Here is a 19,746-nt window from a genome sequence, read left to right as displayed (position 1 = left end):
TGTTTTGGGCGTCCGGCAATCTGGGGTTGCAATATCCGCGCTTAGGGGATGGCCATTTGCGATAGGGGTGACCGTCTATCCCCCGGAGTCGCGCGACGCGTTCGCGACGCGATCGATTTCTGGGGTGCCCGCGCATTGCGATACGGCAGGGAACGCAAGTTACATTGCCCGCAGGCCCTGCTCTCCGTCCATTGTTCGGCCGCGAACACCGCGGACGCGGGCAGTGCGCGTGGCGGTTGAATTGGAGTGTCGTGACCGTAACCGGAGAAACAGCCGAATCCAGGATGCGGGCCGGCGACGGCGGCCCGGTCGCGATCGTGGGACTCTCGTGCCGCATGCCGGGCGCCGCGGGCCCCGGCGAATTCTGGCGCCTCCTGCGGAACGGGACCGAGGCGGTCGGGGAGGCGCCCGAACGGCGGCTGGCCACCGGCACGCTGTGCGATCTGAGTCGGCTGGACATCGCGCCGGGAGCGCGGCGAGGCGGGTTCCTCGACCAGGTCGACGGGTTCGACGCCGCGTTCTTCGGCATCTCCCCGCGCGAGGCGGCCGTCATCGATCCCAGGCAGCGCCTGATGCTGGAACTGGCGTGGGAGGGGTTGGAAGACGCGGGGATCGTCCCGCGGAGCCTGCGCGGCGGCGGGACGGGCGTCTTCGTCGGCGCCATCGGCGACGACTACGCGAGCCTGGGCACGCGCTACGGGACCGGCACGATCACGCAGCACACCGCGACCGGGCTGAACCGCGGCGTCATCGCCAACCGCGTCTCCTACACGCTCGGGCTCGGCGGCCCCAGCGTGACGGTCGACACCGGGCAGTCGTCGTCGCTGGTGGCGGTGCACATGGCCGCCGCGAGCGTGCGCAGGGGCGAGTCGGATCTGGCGCTGGCAGGCGGGGTCAACATCGCCATCACCCCGGACGGGTTCATCGCGGCCGACCGGTTCGGCGGCCTGTCTCCGGACGGGCGCTGCCACACCTTCGACGCGCGGGCGAACGGCTACGTGCGCGGGGAGGGCGGCGCGGTCGTCGTCCTCAAGCCGTTGGACCGCGCGCTGGCCGACGGCGACCGGGTCTACTGCGTCATCCGCGGCAGCGCGGTCAACAACGACGGCGCGGGGGAAGGGCTGACGGTCCCGGACCAGGCCGGGCAGGAGGAGGCCGTCCGCCTTGCCTGCCGCCACGCTGCGGTCGGCCCGGCGGACGTCCAGTACGTGGAACTGCACGGCACCGGAACAAGGGCGGGGGATCCCGTCGAGGCGGCGGCCCTCGGCGCGGCGCTCGGCGTCCCGGCCGCATCGCAGGGGGCGCGCCGCCCGCTGGCGGTCGGCTCGGTCAAGACCAACATCGGGCACCTGGAGGGCGCGGCCGGGATCGCGGGGCTCGTCAAGACCGTCCTGTGCATCCGGCACCGCGAACTGGTGCCCAGCCTCAACTTCGAACGCTCCCACCCGCGCATCCCCCTGGACCGCCTCAACCTCCGCGTGCAGGACGCTGCGGGCCCCTGGCCGCAGCCGTCCCGGCCTCTGGTGGCGGGCGTCAGCTCTTTCGGGATGGGCGGCACCAACTGCCATGTCGTGCTGGCCGAACCGGACGTCACGGAACCCACGCCCGAGGCCGACCGCCCCGCCGGGGTCCGTCCCTTCCTGCTGTCGGCACGGAGCGAGCGCGCGCTGCGCGCGCAGGCCCGACTGCTGCGGGACCATCTGGACACCGCCGATCCGCGACCGGCCGACCTCGCCTACTCGCTCGCCACGACCCGCTCGGCGTTCGAGCACCGCGCGGCGGTCCTCGCCGACGACGCCGCGGGCCTGGCCCGCGGGCTCGACGCCCTCGCGTGCGGCGGCTCGTCACCGGCCCTGGTCCGCGGCCGGGCCACCGGAGGACGCGTCGCCTTCCTGTTCGCGGGCGGCGGGACGCAGCGCCTCGGTATGGGACGGGACCTCCACGCCGCCCACCCGTCCTTCGCCCGGTCGTTCGACGAAGCATGCGCGTACCTGGACCGCCACCTTGACCGCCGGGTGCGGGACGTGGTGTTCGCCGAGCGAGGATCGGTCGACGCGGCGCTGCTCGACGAGACCCTGTACACACAGGTCGGGCTGTTCGCGCTGGAAGTGGCGCTGTTCCGGCTCCTGGAGTCGTGGGGGGTCCGGCCGGACTACCTGATGGGGCACTCCAGCGGAGAGGTGGTCGCGGCCCATTGCGCGGGCGTCCTGTCGTTGAAGGACGCCTGCGCGCTGGCCGCCGCGCGGGGCCGGTTGATGCAGGCCCTCCCCGGGGGCGGGGCGATGGTGGCCGTCCAGGCATCCGAGGACGAACTCTCGCCCCTGGTCGCCGAGCACGTCGCCGAGCACGGGTCCCGGGTGTCGGTCGCCGTCGCCAACGCGCCGATGGCGACCGTCATCTCCGGAGACGAGGACGCCGTGCTGGACATCGCGGCGTACTGGAAGGAGCGGGGACGCAAGACCAAGCGGCTCCGGATCAGCCACGCGTCGCACTCGCCGCACACCGAGGGGATGCTGGAAGAGTTCGAGGGGATCGCGCGGCGGCTGGACTTTCGCCCGCCGCGGATCCCGGTCGTGTCGAACGTGACCGGCCGGGTCGCAACGGACGACGAGATCCGCTCGCCGGGGCACTGGGCCCGGCAGGTGCGCGGCACCGTGCGGTTCATGGACGGTATGCGCGCCCTGGAAGCCGCGGGTGTCTCCACGTACGTGGAACTTGGGCCGGGGGGCGAGCTGTCGGCCATCGGCCGCGACTGCGTCGACCCTGCCGCGGCCGTGCTCGTCCAGACCTTGCGCGACGACCGCCCCGAACCGCGCACGCTGCTCAGTGCGGTGACCGAGCTGTCGGTGCGGGGCGCGGACGTGGACTGGGAGGCCGTGCTCGCCGGGCAGGGCGGGTGCCGCGTCCCGCTGCCCACCTACCCGTTCCAGCGCGAGCGGCACTGGCTGCGGCCGCCCGCCGAGGGGGAGCCGGACGAGGCTCCCATGCCGGCGGAGCCCGTGCGCGCCGAGGCGGTCACGGACCACGACGACGACCGCCCCGTCAGCGGGCTCGCGATGCTCGACGTGGTCCGCGCCGAAGCGGCGACCGTCCTGGGCTACGACCGGCCGGACGCGGTGGAGCCGCAGTGGACGTTCCGCGACCTCGGCTTCGATTCGCTGACGGCCGTCGAGCTGCGCACCCGGCTGGCCCAGGCGACGGGGCTGCCGCTGCCCTCGACGGTGCTGTTCGACCATCCCTCGCCCGAGGGGCTCGCGGGGCACCTGGCCGAGCAGGCTTCGGGATCGCCGGACCCGGACCCGAATCAGGGCGCGGCCCCCGGCGCGGCGGCCGCGGCGGGGGAGCCCGTCGCGATCGTCGCCATGGCCTGCCGGTACCCCGGAGGCGTCCGATCCCCCGAGGACCTGTGGGAGCTCGTCGCGGCGGGCCGCGACGCGATCTCCGGTTTCCCGGACGACCGCGGCTGGGACCTGGCGGCCCTGCACGCCCCCGACCCGGGCCGGACCGGCACCACCTACGCCACCGCGGGCGGGTTCGTCCGGGACGCCGGCGGCTTCGACCCCGAGCCGTTCGGGATCTCGCCCCGCGAGGCGGCGGCGATGGACCCCCAGCAGCGCCTGCTGCTGGAGACCTCCTGGGAGGTCCTCGAACGGGCGGGGATCGACCCGATGTCCCTCAAGGGCAGCCGTACCGGAGTGTTCGTCGGCGGCACCCACCAGGAGTACGGCCCGCGGTTGCACGAGGCCGGCGACGACGCCGAGGGATACCTGCTGACCGGGACCGCCGCCAGCGTCATGTCCGGCCGGATCGCCTATGTGTTCGGCCTGGAGGGGCCCGCCGTCACCGTGGACACGGCGTGCTCGTCGTCGCTGGTCGCCCTGCACCAGGCGTGCCAGGCGGTGCTGCGCGGGGAGTGCGACCGGGCCCTGGCCGCGGGCGTGGCGGTGATGTCCACGCCGGGGATGTTCGTCGAGTTCGGCCGGCAGCGGGGCCTGGCGCCCGACGGCCGGTGCAAGTCCTTCGCCGCCTCGGCCGACGGGACGAGCTGGGCGGAGGGCGCCGCCGTGGTCCTCGTCGAGCCGCTGTCGGTGGCGAGGCGCGAGGGCCATCGCGTGCTGGCGACGGTGGCCGGGTCGGCGACCAACCAGGACGGGGCGAGCAACGGGCTGACCGCGCCGAGCGGCCCGTCCCAGCGCCGGGTGATCGCCCAGGCGCTCGCGGCGGCCGGGCTGGCGCCGGACGAGGTGGACGCGGTGGAGGCGCACGGGACGGGGACCGCCCTGGGCGACCCGATCGAGGCCCGGGCGCTCCTCGCGGCCTACGGCCGGGACCGCGACCGGCCGCTCTGGCTCGGGTCGGTCAAATCGAACATCGGCCACACCCAGGCCGCGGCCGGGCTGGCAGGCGTGATCAAGATGGTCGAGGCGATGCGGCACGGGACGCTGCCGCGCACCCTCCACGTCGACGCGCCCACACCCCACGTCGACTGGTCGGCGGGCAGGATGGCGCTGCTGACCGAGCCGGTCGGCTGGCCCGCCGCCGGCCGTCCGCGCCGTGCGGCGGTGTCCTCGTTCGGCATCAGCGGCACCAACGCCCACGTGATCCTCCAGGAGCCCCCGGCCGCACCGGCGGATGAGCCGAACGCGCCTGATGGGGAGCGCCCCGGCCGTGTGGTGCCGCTGGCCGTGTCGGCGAAGAGCGAACCGGCATTGCGGGCACAGGCCCGCAGGCTGCGCGAGCACGTGGCCGCATCCCCGGGCCTGAGCCCCCTGGACGTCGCCTATTCGCTGGCCACCACCAGGGCGGGCCTGGAGCAGCGCGGGGTCGTCCTGGCCGGGGACCGTACCGGGATGATGGCCGGGCTGGCGGCTCTCGCCGAGGGCGATACAGGCTCCAGCATCGTCCGGGCGGAGGCGCGCCACGGCCGTGTCGCCGTGCTTTTCTCCGGCCAGGGATCGCAACGGCCCGGCATGGGCCGCGAACTCTACGAAGCGCTCCCCGTCTTCGCGGCCGCCTTTGACGAGGTCTGTGCGCACCTGGACCCCCTGCTGGAGCGCCCCCTGCGCGAGGTCGTGTTCGCCGAACCGGGAGGGCCCGGGGCCGGGCTGCTCGACCGGACGGAGTACGCCCAGCCCGGACTGTTCGCCCTTGAGACCGCCCTGTTCCGGACGGCCGAGGCGTGGGGCCTCCGCCCCGACTACGTGGCGGGTCATTCGATCGGCGAGCTGACCGCCGCCCACGTGGCCGCGATCCTTTCGCTGGAGGACGCGTGCGCGCTGGTGGCGGCGCGCGGCGCGCTGATGGGGCGGCTGCCCGCCGGCGGCGCCATGGCGGCGGTCCAGGCCACGGCGGAGGAGGCGGGCCGGCTGCTGGAGGAACGCGGCGGGCGCGCGTCGATCGCGGCGGTCAACGGCCCGGCGTCGGTCGTGATCTCCGGCGACGAGCCCGTCGTGGCCGAGATCGCCGGCGCCTTCCGCGCCCGCGGCCGCAGGACGAAGCGGCTCACGGTCTCGCACGCCTTCCATTCCCCGCGCATGGAGCCGATGCTGGCCGAGTTCGGCGAGGTCGCCGAGCGGCTGTCGTACCGGGCACCGCGGATACCCGTCATGTCCAACCTGACCGGCGTGCCGGGGACGGCCGGGGAGATGTGCTCGCCCCGGTACTGGGTCGAGCACGTGCGGCGCCCGGTGCTGTTCGCCGCCGGCGTCGACCGGCTGGCGGGGGAGGGTGTCACGCGGCTGGTGGAGCTCGGCCCCGACGGCACCCTGGCCGCCCTGGCCGAGGAGGTACTCGCCGCCCGGGACGGTGGCGCGGAAGCCCTCGCCGTACCGGTGCTCCACAAGGATCGTCCCGAAGCGGAGTCTTTCACGGCGGCCCTCGCCCGGCTGCATGCGCACGGTGTGCCGCTCGACTGGGAGGGCGTCTTCGCGGGCTCCGGGGCACGGCGGGCAGAGCTGCCCACCTACCCGTTCCAGCACCGCAGGTTCTGGGCGCCGGTGCCGCGCGCCGCCGCGTCCGCGGCCGAGCTGGGACTGGACGCGGCCGATCACCCGCTGCTGGGCGCCGCGACGCGGCGCGCCGACGGCGACACCGTGACGCTGCACGGCCACCTCTCGCTGCGCACCCACCCATGGCTGGCCGACCACGTCGTCGCGGGTGTGCCGATGGTGCCCGCGACCGCCCTGGTGGACATGGCGCTGCGCGCCGCCGAGGAGACGGGCTGCGACCAGGTTGAGGAGCTGGTCCTGCAGGCTCCGCTGGTCCTGCCGCCGGACGGGGGGATGCAGATCCTGGTCACGGTGGGCGGCGCGGACACGTCGGGCCGCCGGCCCCTGACCGTCGACTCCCGGACGGCCGACGTGCGAGCCGGCTCCGACCGTCCCTGGACCCGCAACGCCGACGGTGCCGTGCGGACCGGGTCCGCGCCCCCTCCCGAGGGTGAACCGGCCGCCTGGCCCCCGGCGGGCGCGGTGCCCGTGCCGCTGGACGGCTTCTACGACGGGCTCGAACAGGCCGGCTACGAGTACGGCGCGGCGTTCCGGGCCCTGACGGGCGCCTGGCGAGCGGGTGACGAGATCTTCGCCGAGGCCGCCCTGCCCGGCGAGCTGCGCGGCGACGCCGCGCGCTTCGGCATCCACCCGGTCCTCTTGGACGCCGTCCTGCACGCGCGGGTCGGGCTGGACGGCTCCGGCGGACCGGACGGCGCCGCCCCGCGGCTGCCCTTCGCCTGGAACGGCGTGAGACTCCACGCCACCGGCGCCGCCGGAGTGCGGGCGCGCATCTCGGCGGACGGCGCGATGACGGTCACCGACGGGACGGGCTCGCCCGTGGCGACGGTGGACGCGCTCGCCCTGCGCGCACCGGCCCGGCTCGCCCCGGCCCCGGCGCAGGCCGTCCGCGATTCGCTGTTCCACGTGGAATGGCGGCCGATCCCCGAGGCGCCGGGCGCGGCGGAACCGACCCTGCTCGTCGCCGACCTCCGGGCGGACGCCGCCACGGTTCGCGAGACCGCCGAACGAGCCCTGCGCGCGGTGACCGGCTGGCTCGCCGCGGACCACCCCGAGAGTGCGCGGCTGGTCGTGCTGACCCGTGCGGCGGTCGGCGTCCGCGGCGGCGAGGCCGCCGACCCGGCGCAGGCGGCGGCCTGGGGACTCGTCCGCTCGGCGCAGGCGGAGAACCCCGAACGCCTGCTCCTGGCCGATGCCCTCGATGAGGACGAGGGGGACGCCGCGCTGCTGGACGCCTGCCGGGCCGCGGCGGCCGCCGGCGAGCCGCAGCTCGCGCTGCGCGACGGACGGGCCTTCGTACCCCGGCTGGCGCGGCTTCCCGTTCCGGCGCCGGAGCCCCGGGAGCTCGATCCCGAGGGCACGATCCTGATCACCGGCGGCACGGGGACGCTGGGCGGCCTGCTCGCCCGGCACCTGGTGGCCGAACACGGCGTGCGGCACCTCGTCCTGGCCGGGCGCCGCGGCCCCGACGCGCCCGGCGCCGCCGAACTCCGGGCCGAACTCGCCGCGGCCGGAGCGCAGGTGACCCTCACCGCCTGCGACGCGGCCGACCGCGACCAGCTCGCCGCGACGCTGGACCGGATCCCCGGCGACCATCCGCTGACCGGAGTCGTGCACGCGGCCGGAGCGGTCGACGACGGGATCGTCACCGCGCTCACCGCCGAGCGGCTGGACCGGACGCTGCGCCCCAAGGCGGACGCCGCGCTGCACCTCCACGAGCTGACCCGCGGCCTCGACCTCGCGATGTTCGTCCTCTACTCCTCGATCGCGGGCACCCTCGGAACCGCAGGCCAGGGCAACTACGCGGCGGCCAACGCGGCCCTGGACGCGATCGCCCGGCAGCGCCGGGCGCGGGGGCTGCCGGCCGTGTCGGTCGCCTGGGGCCTGTGGGAGCCGGAGAGCGCGATCAGCGGGACGCTGACCGGCGGCGCCATGGCGCGCCTGCGCCGCGCGGGCATCGCGCCGCTGCCGGCCGAGGACGGCCTGGCACTGTTCGACGCGGCCATCGCTTCCGGGCGGGCCGAGGTGGTGGCCGCCCGCCTCGACGTGGCGGGCCTGCGGACGAGCACCGGCGACGGCCCGCCGCCGATGCTGCGCGGACTGGTCCGCGGCCGGCGGGTCACGGCAGGCGAACCGGCCGGCGGCGTGGCCGGGCGGTTGGCCGCGCTCAGCGAGGCCGAACGGCACCGGGAGCTCCTCGGCCTGGTGCGGGCACAGGTCGCCGAGGTGCTGGGGCATGCGTCGTCCGGCGCGATCGGGGACGACCGGGCGTTCGAGGACATCGGTTTCGACTCGCTGACCGCGGTGGAGCTGCGCAACCGGCTCAACGCGGCGACCGGCCTCCGGCTCCCGCCCACCCTCCTGTTCGACCACCCCACCGTCCGGCGCCTGTCCGCGCGCCTCCGGGAGGAGCTCCTGGGCACGGCCGCCGCGCGGCCGGACATGGCGCCGGAGCACGCGGAAGGAGCGCCGGACGAGCCGATCGCGATCGTCGGGATGGGCTGCCGCTACCCGGGCGGTGTCGCCTCCCCGGAGGACCTCTGGGAGCTCGTGGCCGCGGGCCGCGACGCGATCTCCGGGTTCCCCGGCGACCGGGGCTGGGACCTGGACGGGCTCTACCACCCCGACCCGGACCACCCCGGCACCTCCTACGCCCGCGAGGGCGGGTTCCTGCACGACGCCGCGCAGTTCGACGCCGGATTCTTCGGCATCTCGCCGCGCGAGGCGCTGGCGATGGACCCGCAGCAGCGGCTCCTGCTGGAGACCTCCTGGGAGGCCCTGGAGCGGGCGGGAATCGATCCGGCCTCGCTGAAGGGCAGCCCGGCCGGCGTGTTCGCCGGTGTCATGTACTACGACTACGCCCGCGGCGGCAGGCTGCCGCAGGCCGCGGAGGGCTACGCGGTGACGGGCACGTCGGGCAGCGTCGTGTCCGGCCGGGTGGCGTACCTGTTCGGGTTGGAAGGACCCGCGGTCACGGTGGACACCGCGTGCTCCTCGTCCCTGGTCGCACTGCATCTGGCCGCGCAGGCGCTGCGCCGGGGCGAGTGCTCGCTGGCCCTGGCGGGCGGGGTGACCGTGATGGCGAACCCCGACACCTTCGTGGAGTTCAGCCGGCAGCGCGGGCTCGCCCCGGACGGCCGCTGCAAGTCGTTCGCCGCGTCCGCCGACGGGGTGGCCTGGTCGGAGGGCGCGGGCGTGCTCGTCCTGGAGCGGCTGTCGCAGGCGCGGCGCAACGGGCACCCGGTGCTGGCGGTGGTGCGCGGCAGCGCCACCAACCAGGACGGCGCCAGCAACGGCCTGACGGCGCCGAACGGCCCGTCCCAGCAGCGGGTGATCCGCGCCGCGCTGGCCGCCGCGAGCCTCCGGCCGGACCAGGTGGACGCGGTGGACGGGCACGGAACGGGGACCACGCTCGGGGACCCGATCGAGGCGCAGGCGCTGCTCGCCGCGTACGGCCGGGACCGTGCGCCGGACCGGCCGCTGTGGCTGGGCTCGGTCAAGTCCAACATCGGGCACGCCCAAGCCGCCGCCGGCGTCGCGGGCATCATCAAGATGGTCATGGCGATGCGGCACGGCGAGCTGCCGCCGTCGCTGCACGGCGCCGAGCCGACCCCGCACGTGGACTGGTCCGCCGGGGCGGTGTCGCTGCTGGCCGAGCCGGTTCCATGGCGCCGCGGGGACCGCCCGCGGCGGGCGGGCGTCTCGTCCTTCGGCATCAGCGGTACCAACGCCCACGTGATCATCGAAGAGGCGGACGAAGCCGCCGCCCCGCCCGCCGAGCCCGCCGAGCCGTCCGGCGCCGGTGCGGCGGTGGTCCCCTGGCCCTTGTCGGGCCGGACGGAGGACGCACTGCGGGCCCAGGCGGCCGGGCTGCGCGATTTCCTCGCCGCCCGCCCCGGCCTCGGGCCGGCGGACGTGGGCTTCTCGCTCGCCACGACGCGTACGGCACTGGAGCACCGCGCGGTCGTCCTGGTGCGCGAGCGCGAAGAGGCGCTGCAAACCCTCGCCGAGCTGTCGGAGGGCGGGCAGGCGCCCGACTTGGTCCGCGGCGAGGTGCGCGCCGGCGGCCGTGTCGCGTTCCTGTTCCCCGGCCAGGGAGCGCAGCGCGCCGGTATGGGCCGGGGCCTCTACGAGGCGTACCCGGTGTTCGCCGAAGCGTTCGACGAGATCTGCGAGCGCCTCGACCTGGTGCTGGGATGCTCGCTGCGCGAGGTCGTCTTCGGCGGCGAGGGACCAGGCGGGTTGTCGCTCGACGACACGGTCTACGCGCAGGCCGGGCTGTTCGCGGTCGAGACGTCCCTTTTCCGCCTGCTGGCGGCGTGGGGAGTGCGGCCGGACTTCCTGCTGGGGCACTCGATCGGCGAGCTGGCCGGGGCCCATGTGGCCGGGGTGCTGTCCCTTGACGACGCATGCTCCCTGGTCGCGGCGCGAGGGCAGCTGATGCAGCGGCTGCCGGGCGGCGGCGCGATGGTCGCGGTGCAGGCGTCGGAAGACGAGGTGGTGCCGCTGCTGGCCGGCCGCGAGGACGCGGTGGCGATCGCGGCCCTGAACGGGCCGTCGGCCACCGTGCTCTCCGGGGACGCGGAGGCGGTCGAGGCGCTGGCCGCCCACTGGCGGGACCGCGGCCGCAAGACCAGGCGGCTGCGGGTCAGCCACGCCTTCCATTCGCCGCGGATGGAGCCGATGCTGGCCGGCTTCCGCGCGGTGGCCGAGGGGCTGACCTTCCGGCCTCCGGAGATTCCGGTGATCTCCAACCTCACCGGCGAGCCCGTCCCGGCGGAGCGGCTCCGCTCCGCCGACTATTGGGTCGAGCACGTCCGCGGCGCCGTCCGCTTCGCAGACGGCGTCCGCTGGCTCGAGGCCCAGGACGTCGCCGCCTACATCGAACTGGGCCCGGGGGTGCTGACCGCGATGGCGCGGGAGTGCATGGACCGGGAGCGCGCGGACGAGGCCCCGGCGACCGCGGCCGCGCTCCGCGAGAACCGGCCCGAGCCCGAAGCGGTGCTGGACGCGGTCGCGCAGGCCCACACCGCCGGAGTGCCCGTGGACTGGGCGGCCCTGCTCGCGCCGGCGCGGCCCCGCAGGGTCGACCTTCCGACCTACGCCTTCCAGCGGCGGCGCTTCTGGCTTTCCGCGGACACCGGGCGGGAGGACGCGGCGGGGCTCGGGCTGGCCGCCGCCGAGCACCCCTTGCTGGGAGCCTCGGTCGGGCTGGCCGACGGCGGCGGGATGCTCTTCACCGGCAGGCTGTCGCAGCGCACCCACCCGTGGCTCGGCGACCACCGGGTGCACGGCGCGGCCGTCGTGCCCGCCACCGCGTTCCTGGAGATGGCCGTCCGCGCCGGCGACGAGCTGGGCTGCGGCCGGGTGGAGGAGCTCACCCTGGAGGCCCCCCTCGACGTGCCGGACCGGGAGGCGGTCGCGGTGCAGGTCGGCGTCGTCGCGGACGGCGAACCGGGACGCTGGGCGCTGAGCGTGCATTCGCGGCCGGAGAAGGCCCCGGCCGGAGCACCGTGGACGCGGCACGCCACCGGCGCCCTCGGCCCGGCCGCGGGCCCGCCTCCCGCATCCGGCGAGGCGGTGTGGCCGCCGGAGGGCGCGGAACCGGTCGACGTGGCGGACCTCTACGCGCGGGCCGCCGCCGGGGGCCTCGACTACGGTCCCGGTTTCCGGCGGCTGCGCGCGGTCTGGCGGCGCGGCGACGAGGTGTTCGCGGAGGCGGACCTCGACCCCGGCGATGCTGCGATCGGGGACGCCGGCGGCGCCGCGGACGGCTTCGTCGCGCATCCGGCGCTGCTGGACGCGGCCCTGCAGGCCGGACTCCCGCTGGTGGCCGGGGAAGGGGACGACGGGGGACGGCTGCCGTTCGTCTGCGCGGGGGTGGACGTCTACGCCTCCGGTGCGTCGGCACTGCGGATCAGGGTCGTTCAAGAGGGCGGGGAAGGGATCTCGGTGGCGGCCTGGGACCCGGACGGGAGTCCCGTCGCCGCGATCGATTCCGTGGCGCTGCGGCCCGTGCCGGCGCGGCGGGCGCGCGGTGGCGGCGAATGGCTCTTCCACGTCGACTGGACTCCATTGCCCGGTGACGTGCGCGGAGCTCCGGCCCGGCACGACTGGGCCGTGCTCGGCGCCGACGACCTCGGCCTGGGCCGGGCGCTGGAATCCGGCGGCGTCTCCGTGCATCGCCACCCTGACCTCGCCGACCTGGCCGCCTCGATCGAAGGGGGTGCCGCCGTCCCCGACGTCGTGGCCCTCCCGTGCGCCGGTCCGGCGGACGCCGGCGACGGAGCGGCCGCCGAGCGGATGACGGTGGCGGTCCTCGGCACGGTGCAGCGATGGCTCGCCGATCCCGCGTTCGAATCCTGCCGGCTGGCCGTGTTCACCCGCGGAGCGGTGGAGGCGGGCGACGGCGCCGAGGTCGCGGATCCGGCCTGCACCCCGCTCTGGGGTCTGATGCGTTCGGCGCAGGCGGAGCACCCGGGCCGCTTCCTGATCGTCGACCTCGACGGCGGTCCCGCCTCGCCGCAGGTCGCGGCGGACCGCCTGCCCGCCGCGGTGGACGCGGACGAGCCGCAGCTCGCGATCCGGCGCGGCGAAGCCCTCGTGCCCCGGCTGACCGGCACCGGGACCGACCCCGCGCTCACTCCCCCCGCGGAGGCCGGGGCGTGGCGGCTGGCGGCCCCGGCGAGCGCGACGCTGGAGGACCTGGAACTCGTCCCGCACCCGGAGGCCGACGCACCGCTCGCCGCCGGCGAGGTCCGCGTGGCCGTGCGCGCCGCGGGCCTGAACTTCCGCGACGTATTGATCGCCCTGGGCATGTACCCCGACGCCGGCGCCCCGCTCGGCAGCGAGGGGGCCGGGGTGGTCACCCAGGTCGGCGCCGGAGTCACCGACCTGGCCGCAGGGGACCGCGTCGCGGGCCTGTTCCCGCACGCCTTCGGCCCGGTGGCGGCGGTGGACCGGCGGATGCTCGCGCGGATCCCGGCGGGCTGGTCGTACGCGCAGGCGGCGGCCGTGCCGGTCGCCTACCTGACCGCCTGCTACGGGCTGGTGGACCTGGCGGACCTGCGGCCCGGCGAGGCCGTACTGGTGCACGCCGCGACCGGCGGGGTGGGGATGGCCGCGGTGCAGCTGGCCCGGCACCTCGGCGCGGAGGTGTTCGCCACGGCGAGCGAGGCGAAGTGGCCGGCGCTGCGCGCGCTGGGGCTGGACGAGGCGCACATCGCGTCGTCCCGCGACCTGGACTTCGAGCACCGGTTCCTGGCGGCGACCGGCGGCCGCGGCATGGACGTCGTCCTCGACGCGCTGAACGGCGAGTTCGTCGACGCGTCGTTGCGGCTCCTGCCCCGCGGCGGCCGGTTCGTGGAGATGGGCAAGACCGACATCCGCGACGCCGACGAGGTCGCCGCCTCCTACCCCGGCGTGGCCTACCAGGCCTACGACGTACTGGAAGCCGGCCCGGAGCGGATCGGCCGGATGCTGGCGGAGATCCTGGACCTGTTCGAGCGGGGTGCGCTACGGCATCCGCCGCTGCGCGCCTGGGACCTGCGGCAGGCCCGGCAGGCGTTCCGGCACATGAGCCAGGCCCGGCACGTCGGCAAGATCGTCTTCACCGTGCCGGTGCCGCCCGACCCGGCGGGCACGGTCCTGATCACCGGCGGCACCGGCGCGCTCGGCCGGCGGGTGGCGCGCCACCTGGTGGAGCGGCACGGGATGCGGCACCTGCTGCTGACCGGCCGCCAGGGCTCCCGGGCGCCCGGCGCCGCGGAACTGGCGGCGGAGCTGACCGGGCTCGGCGCGCGGGTGACGATGGCGGCCTGCGACGCCGCCGACCGCGCGGACCTCGCCCGGCTGCTGGCCGGAGTCCCGGCGGAGCACCCGCTGACCGCGGTCGTGCACGCGGCGGGCGTGGTGGACGACGCGGTGGTCGGCTCCATGACCCCGGACCAGGTGGCACGGGTGCTGCGGCCCAAGGTGGCGGCCGCGGCGAACCTGGACGCGCTGACCCGCGAGCTGGACCTGGCCGAGTTCGTGCTGTTCTCCTCCAGCGCCGGTGTGCTCGGCACCCCCGGGCAGGCCAACTATGCGGCGGCCAACGCGTTCGAGGACGCCCTCGCCGCCCGCCGCAAGGCCCTCGGGTTCCCGGCCGTGTCGCTGGCGTGGGGGCTGTGGGCGGAGACCAGCCGGATGACGGCGCACCTGGACGGCGCCGACCTGGCCCGGCTCGGCCGGTCCGGTGTGGTGCCGCTGCCGTCCGAGCAGGGGCTGGCGCTGTTCGACACGGCGCGCGGCGACGGGCGGGCACTGCTGGTGCCGGCCCGTCTGGACCTGGCCGCGCTGCGGACGCAGGCCGGAGCCGGGAGGGCCCCGGCGGTCCTGCGCGTCCTGGCCGGCGGCACCGGCCGCCGCGCCGCGGGCCGCGGCGGCCGCGCGGCGGGCCCCTCGCTCGCGGAGCGGCTGGCGCGGCTCCCCGAAGGCCGCCGGCACGAGGCGGTGCTGGACGTCGTCCGGGCCAACGCCGCCACCGTGCTCGGCCACCGGTCCGCGGACGCGGTCACCACCACCTCGACCTTCAAGGAACTCGGGTTCGACTCGCTCACCGCGGTCGAGTTCCGCAACCGCCTCAGCACCGCCGCGGGCACCCGCCTGCCGGCGACGCTCGTCTTCGACCACCCGACGATCGACGCCCTCGCACGGCACCTGGGCGGGTACCTCGCCGACGGCGAGGCGGCGGGAGCGGACCCGGGATCGCCCGCGGTCCTGAGCGAACTGGACCGGCTGGAGAGCGCGCTGGGCGCGGCTCCGGGCGGCTGGAGCGGCCACCGGGAGGTGACCGCGCGCCTGGAGGCGCTGCTCGGCCGCTGGCGGGACCGGCACGCCGCCGCGCCCGCGGCGGCCCTCGAAGCGGACCTCGCACCCGACCTCGCACCGGACCGCCTCGACACGGCGACCTCGGACGAGGTCATCGACTTCATCGACAGAGAGCTCGGGATCTCCTGAGCCGGCGGCCGGAGGGCCGTGCACCCGAAGCGAAGGGACGGGACCCACGTGGACCTGGGCGAACCGAACGACGACCTCTGGCTGCGGCGCTTCCACCAGGGCGCGGACGGCGATCCCCTGCTGGTCTGCTTCCCGCACGCGGGCGGCTCGGCGGCCTACTTCTTCCCGGTCTCCGCCGCGCTGGCCGGCTCGGCGAACGTGCTGGCGGTGCAGTACCCCGGACGGCAGGACCGGCGCAGGGAGCCGCCGGTGGACACCATCGACGAGCTGGCCGCCGCGGTCTTCGCGGCGCTGCGCGGCGTGCTGGACCGCCCGCTGGTGTTCTTCGGGCACAGCATGGGCGCCGTCACCTGCTACGAGGTGGCGCGCACGATCGAGCGGGAGACCGGCGGAAGCCCGCTGGGGATCATCGTGTCGGGCCGCCGGGCGCCGTCGCTGCACCGGACCGAGACCGTGCACACCCGCGACGACCGGGGCCTCATCGCCGAGGTGCGCGCCCTCGACGGCACCGATGCGGGAGTCCTCGGAGACGAGGAGCTGCTGCGGATGGTCCTTCCGGCGCTGCGGACCGACTACAAGGCGATCGAGACCTACCGGCACCGCCCCGGCCCCCCGCTGCGCTGCCCGATCGCGGCCTACGTCGGCGACTCCGACCCGAAGGTGGCCGTCCCGGAGGCCGCGGCGTGGCGCGAGCACACGTCGGCCTCCTTCGGCATGCGCGTGTTCGCGGGCGGCCACTTCTACCTGGGGGATCGCCCAGCGGAGACCATCAAGGCGGTCTCCGAGGACATCCTCGCCTTCCGGGCCGCCGTCCCGTGACCCCGCGGGCGCGCAAGGACCGTCTTAGCGCAGCTTTAGCCGGTCCCGAGATCGTGAATGCGGGGCCGCGAGAGGCGGCCCCGGTGACCGGGACGAGCCGGACGGAGCGCGGCGGGGCCGCGGGGGAGGAGGCGGGCGTGGGCGAACCGGCTCCGCGTGACGGTGTGCCGCCGGCCGACGCGCTGCTGGCCCTGCACCGGTCGGGGACCCTGGCCGCCCGGTACCCCGAGGCCCAGCGGCTCGTGGCCGAGCTGGACGGACGCGAGCTGGTGCGGGCGGGGAACCTGCTCGCCCGGCTGGACGCCGACGAGACGGCCGGGCTGCATCCCGGGATCCCCGCGGCGCGGGTCGCGATCACCGGGCACGGCACGCTGCCGGACCTGCTGCCCGCGCTGACGGTGCAGCTCGCCCGGCACGGGATCCTACTGCGCCCATTCACGGGCCGTTTCGACGGCTACGTCCTCGAACTCGGTGACCCGGGCAGCGAGCTGTACGCGGCCGAACCCGACCTCGTCCTGTGCGTGCTGGACCCGGCGGTCGTGTTCGACGAGGTCGCCGTCCCCTGGCGGCCCGCGGACGTCGAGCGCGCCGGCCTGGAGAAGATCGGACTGCTGAAGGGGCTGGCCACCGCGTTCGAGGCCAACTGCCGCGGCACACTGGTGCTCAACACGCTGCCGCTGCTGCGGCGGTACACCGCGCAGCTCGTCGACCACCGGTCGAGGGCCAGGCTGGGCGCCGTCTGGCGCGAGTTGAACGCGCGGCTCCTGCACCTGTGCGAGGAGCACGAGCGCGTCGTGGTGCTGGACCTCGACCCGCTGGCCGCCGAGGCGTCACCGGCCAGCGACCCGCGCATGAGCGTCTACGCCAAGGCGCACCTGTCCCCGGACCTACTGGCCGCGTACGCGCGCGAGGCCGGTCACCTGGTCCGGCATCTCACCGGCCGCACCAGGAAATGCCTGGTTCTCGACCTGGACAACACGTTGTGGGGCGGAGTGCTCGGCGACGACGGCGTGGACGGCATCGAGGTGGGGGAGGGGCACCGCGGCGAGGCGTTCCGCGAGTTCCAGCGCGTGGTGAAGCAGGTCGGCTCGCAGGGTGTGCTCCTCGCGGTGGCCAGCAAGAACGACGTCGAGCCGGTCCGCAAGGTCCTGCGCGAGCATCCCGGCATGGTTCTGCGCGAGGACGACTTCGTCCACGTCGTGGCCAACTGGAGACCCAAGCCCGAGAACGTCGCCGAGCTGGCGCGGGAGCTCAACCTCGGGACGCACAGCTTCGTCTTCGCCGACGACAGCGCCTTCGAACGCTGGCTCATGCGGTCCGAGCACCCCGACGTGGCGGTCGTCGGCCTCGACGCCGATCCCGCGCTGCACGCCGAGAGGCTGCTGGCCGACGGCTGGTTCGACGTCCGGGAGACGACCGCCGAGGACCGCGTCCGCAAGACCAGGTACCGGGACGAACGGGCGCGCCGCGACTTCCTGCACACCTTCGACTCGATCGAGGAGTACCTGCGCGAGTTGGACGTCCGCGTCGTCCTGGCCGAGGCCACCGGGGAGGACGCGGCGCGGGTCTCGCAGCTCACCATGCGGACCAACCAGTTCAACACGGTCACGCACCGGCTCGGCGTCCCCGAGGTCAGGGAGCTGATCGAGGATGCCCGCACGCGGATTCTGACCATCCGGTCCCGCGACCGGTTCGGCGACAACGGGACGGTGGGCGCGCTGTTCACCCGGTGGGCGGACGACGCGGTCCGCATCGACGGGTTCCTGCTGAGCTGCCGCGTGTTCGGCCGCGGCATCGAGCAGGCGTGCCTGGCGGCCGTGCTGCGCCACGCGCGCGCCGGCGCCGCCCGCGCCGTCTACGGCGCCTACCTGCCGACGCCCAGGAACGGCGGCGTCGCGGAGCTCTACCCCAGGCACGGCTTCGTGCGGGACGCGGCGCCTCGGGGCGGACCTCCCGGACCGGACGCCTCCGAGGGGGTGACGTGGTTCCGGCACGACCTCGCCGAGATCTTCACGCCGCCCGACCACGTCCACCTCACCGACGAGCTCGGGGGGCACGCGCCGTGAACACCATCGACGACTTCGTCGCGCTCGTCCGGGACCACCTCGGCCTGCCCGTCACGGCCGAGGACGCCGAGCGGACCCTGGACCAGGTCCCCGGCTGGGACTCGATGCACCTGCTCTGGGTGCTCACGACGATCGAGCGGGAGACCGGACGCAGCGTGCCCCTGCCCGACCTTCTCCAGGCGACGAGCCTGCACGAGATGTACCTGCTGGCGGTGGACAGGTGAGCCGAGGGGTGGTTCCGGATGGCGGATGAGCAGAAGCTCGTCGACTACCTGAAATGGACGACGGCCGAACTGCACCGGACACGGGAGCGGCTCGCCGAGGCCGAGTCCGCCGACACCGAGCCGATCGCGATCGTGGGGATGGGCTGCCGCTACCCGGGCGCCGCCCGCACCCCCGACGACCTGTGGCGGCTCGTCGCCGACGGAACCGACGCCGTGTCCGCCTTCCCTTCCGACCGGGGCTGGAACCTGGACGCGCTCCGCCACCCGGACCTGGAACGCAGGGGCACCAGCTACGCCCACGAGGGGGCGTTCCTCTACGACGCGGGCCGGTTCGACGCCGAGTTCTTCGGGATCAGCCCGCGCGACGCGCTGGCGACCGATCCGCAGCAGCGCCTCCTGCTGGAGACCGCGTGGGAGGCCGTCGAGAGCGCCGGCATCGACCCCTCGGACTTGCAGGGCAGCCGAACCGGGGTGTTCGCCGGGATCATCTACCTGGACTACGGGACGGGCTTCCAGCGGATGCCCGAGGAGTTCGACGGCCAGATCGGGATCGGCGGCGCCGCCAGTTTCGCCTCCGGCCGGGTCGCCTACAGCCTGGGCCTGGAAGGGCCCGCCGTCACCGTCGACACCGCCTGCTCCTCGGCGCTGGTGGCGCTGCACTGGGCCTGCCGGTCGCTCCGGCTCGGCGAGTGCGATCTCGCCCTCGCCGGCGGCGCGACCATCATGTGCACCCCCGCCCTCTTCGTGGAGTTCTCGCGGCAGCGGGGCCTCGCCCGTGATGGGCGCTGCAAGTCGTTCGCGGCGGCGGCCGACGGCACGGGCTGGGGCGAGGGCGTCGGGCTCCTTCTGGTGGAGCGGTTGTCGGACGCGCAGCGCAACGGGCACCCGGTTCTGGCGATCGTGCGCGGATCGGCGGTCAACCAGGACGGGGCGAGCAACGGGCTGACGGCGCCGAACGGGCCGTCGCAGCAGCGGGTCATCCAGGACGCACTGGCCAGCGCCCGCCTGACCCCCGCCGACGTCGACGTCGTGGAGGCCCACGGCACAGGCACCACACTCGGCGACCCGATCGAGGCTCAGGCGCTCATCGCCACCTACGGACAGCAACGCCCCGCCGACCGGCCCCTGCGGCTCGGCTCCATCAAATCCAACATCGGCCACACCCAGGCCGCCGCCGGTATCGCCGGTGTGATCAAGATGGTCCAGGCCCTCAAGCACGGGGTTCTGCCGCGGACGCTGCACGTCGATGAACCGACTCCGCACGTCGACTGGTCCGCGGGGGCGGTCGAGTTGCTCACCGAGCAGATGCCCTGGCCGGACACCGGACGGCCCCGACGCGCCTCGGTCTCCTCCTTCGGCATGAGCGGAACCAACGCGCACACCATCATCGAGCAGGCCCCGGTCACTTCGTCAGACGCGAACGGCGAGGTGGTTCGTCTCCGGTCCGCCGAGGTCGAGGTGCGGCCTGAGCCTCCGGTGGTTCCGTGGCTGCTATCGGCGAGAACCCCGGCCGCGCTGGCCGCCCAAGCCCAACGCCTGCTCCACCACCTGGACACCCACCCCGACCTAGATGCCGGACAGATCGCGTGGGCGCTGGCCACCACCCGCTCCACCCTCGACCACCGCGCC

Annotated in this window: 5 protein-coding genes; all 5 read left to right on the top strand. The window is 75.4% G+C overall.

The window, feature by feature from the left end; translation table 11 throughout:
* The first annotated feature begins 251 nt into the window (after positions 1-251).
* The gene (locus E1266_RS10680; RefSeq protein ID WP_207945542.1) at positions 252-15,008 is read left to right on the top strand and encodes a type I polyketide synthase; all 14,757 of its coding nucleotides are present in this window, start codon (positions 252-254) and stop codon (positions 15,006-15,008) included.
* Positions 15,009-15,026: 18 nt separating this feature from the next.
* Positions 15,027-15,827, top strand: coding sequence for an alpha/beta fold hydrolase (locus tag E1266_RS10675; protein WP_243718352.1), 801 nt, complete (start codon positions 15,027-15,029; stop codon positions 15,825-15,827).
* Between the two features lie 83 nt (positions 15,828-15,910).
* Positions 15,911-17,893, top strand: coding sequence for an HAD-IIIC family phosphatase (locus E1266_RS10670; protein ID WP_207945540.1), 1,983 nt, complete (start codon positions 15,911-15,913; stop codon positions 17,891-17,893).
* Positions 17,890-18,117, top strand: a complete 228-nt coding sequence (locus tag E1266_RS10665) for a phosphopantetheine-binding protein (protein ID WP_132046159.1) — start codon at positions 17,890-17,892, stop codon at positions 18,115-18,117. Before E1266_RS10670 ends, E1266_RS10665 begins: the two co-directional genes overlap by 4 nt.
* 18 nt (positions 18,118-18,135) lie before the next feature.
* On the top strand, positions 18,136-19,746 hold a 1,611-nt coding region (locus E1266_RS10660), incomplete at its 3' end, for a beta-ketoacyl synthase N-terminal-like domain-containing protein (RefSeq protein ID WP_207945539.1).

The sequence above is a fragment of the Actinomadura sp. 7K534 genome (assembly GCF_004348575.1).
GTDB lineage: Bacteria > Actinomycetota > Actinomycetes > Streptosporangiales > Streptosporangiaceae > Spirillospora > Spirillospora livida.
This window is presented reverse-complemented; position numbering and strand designations above follow the sequence as displayed.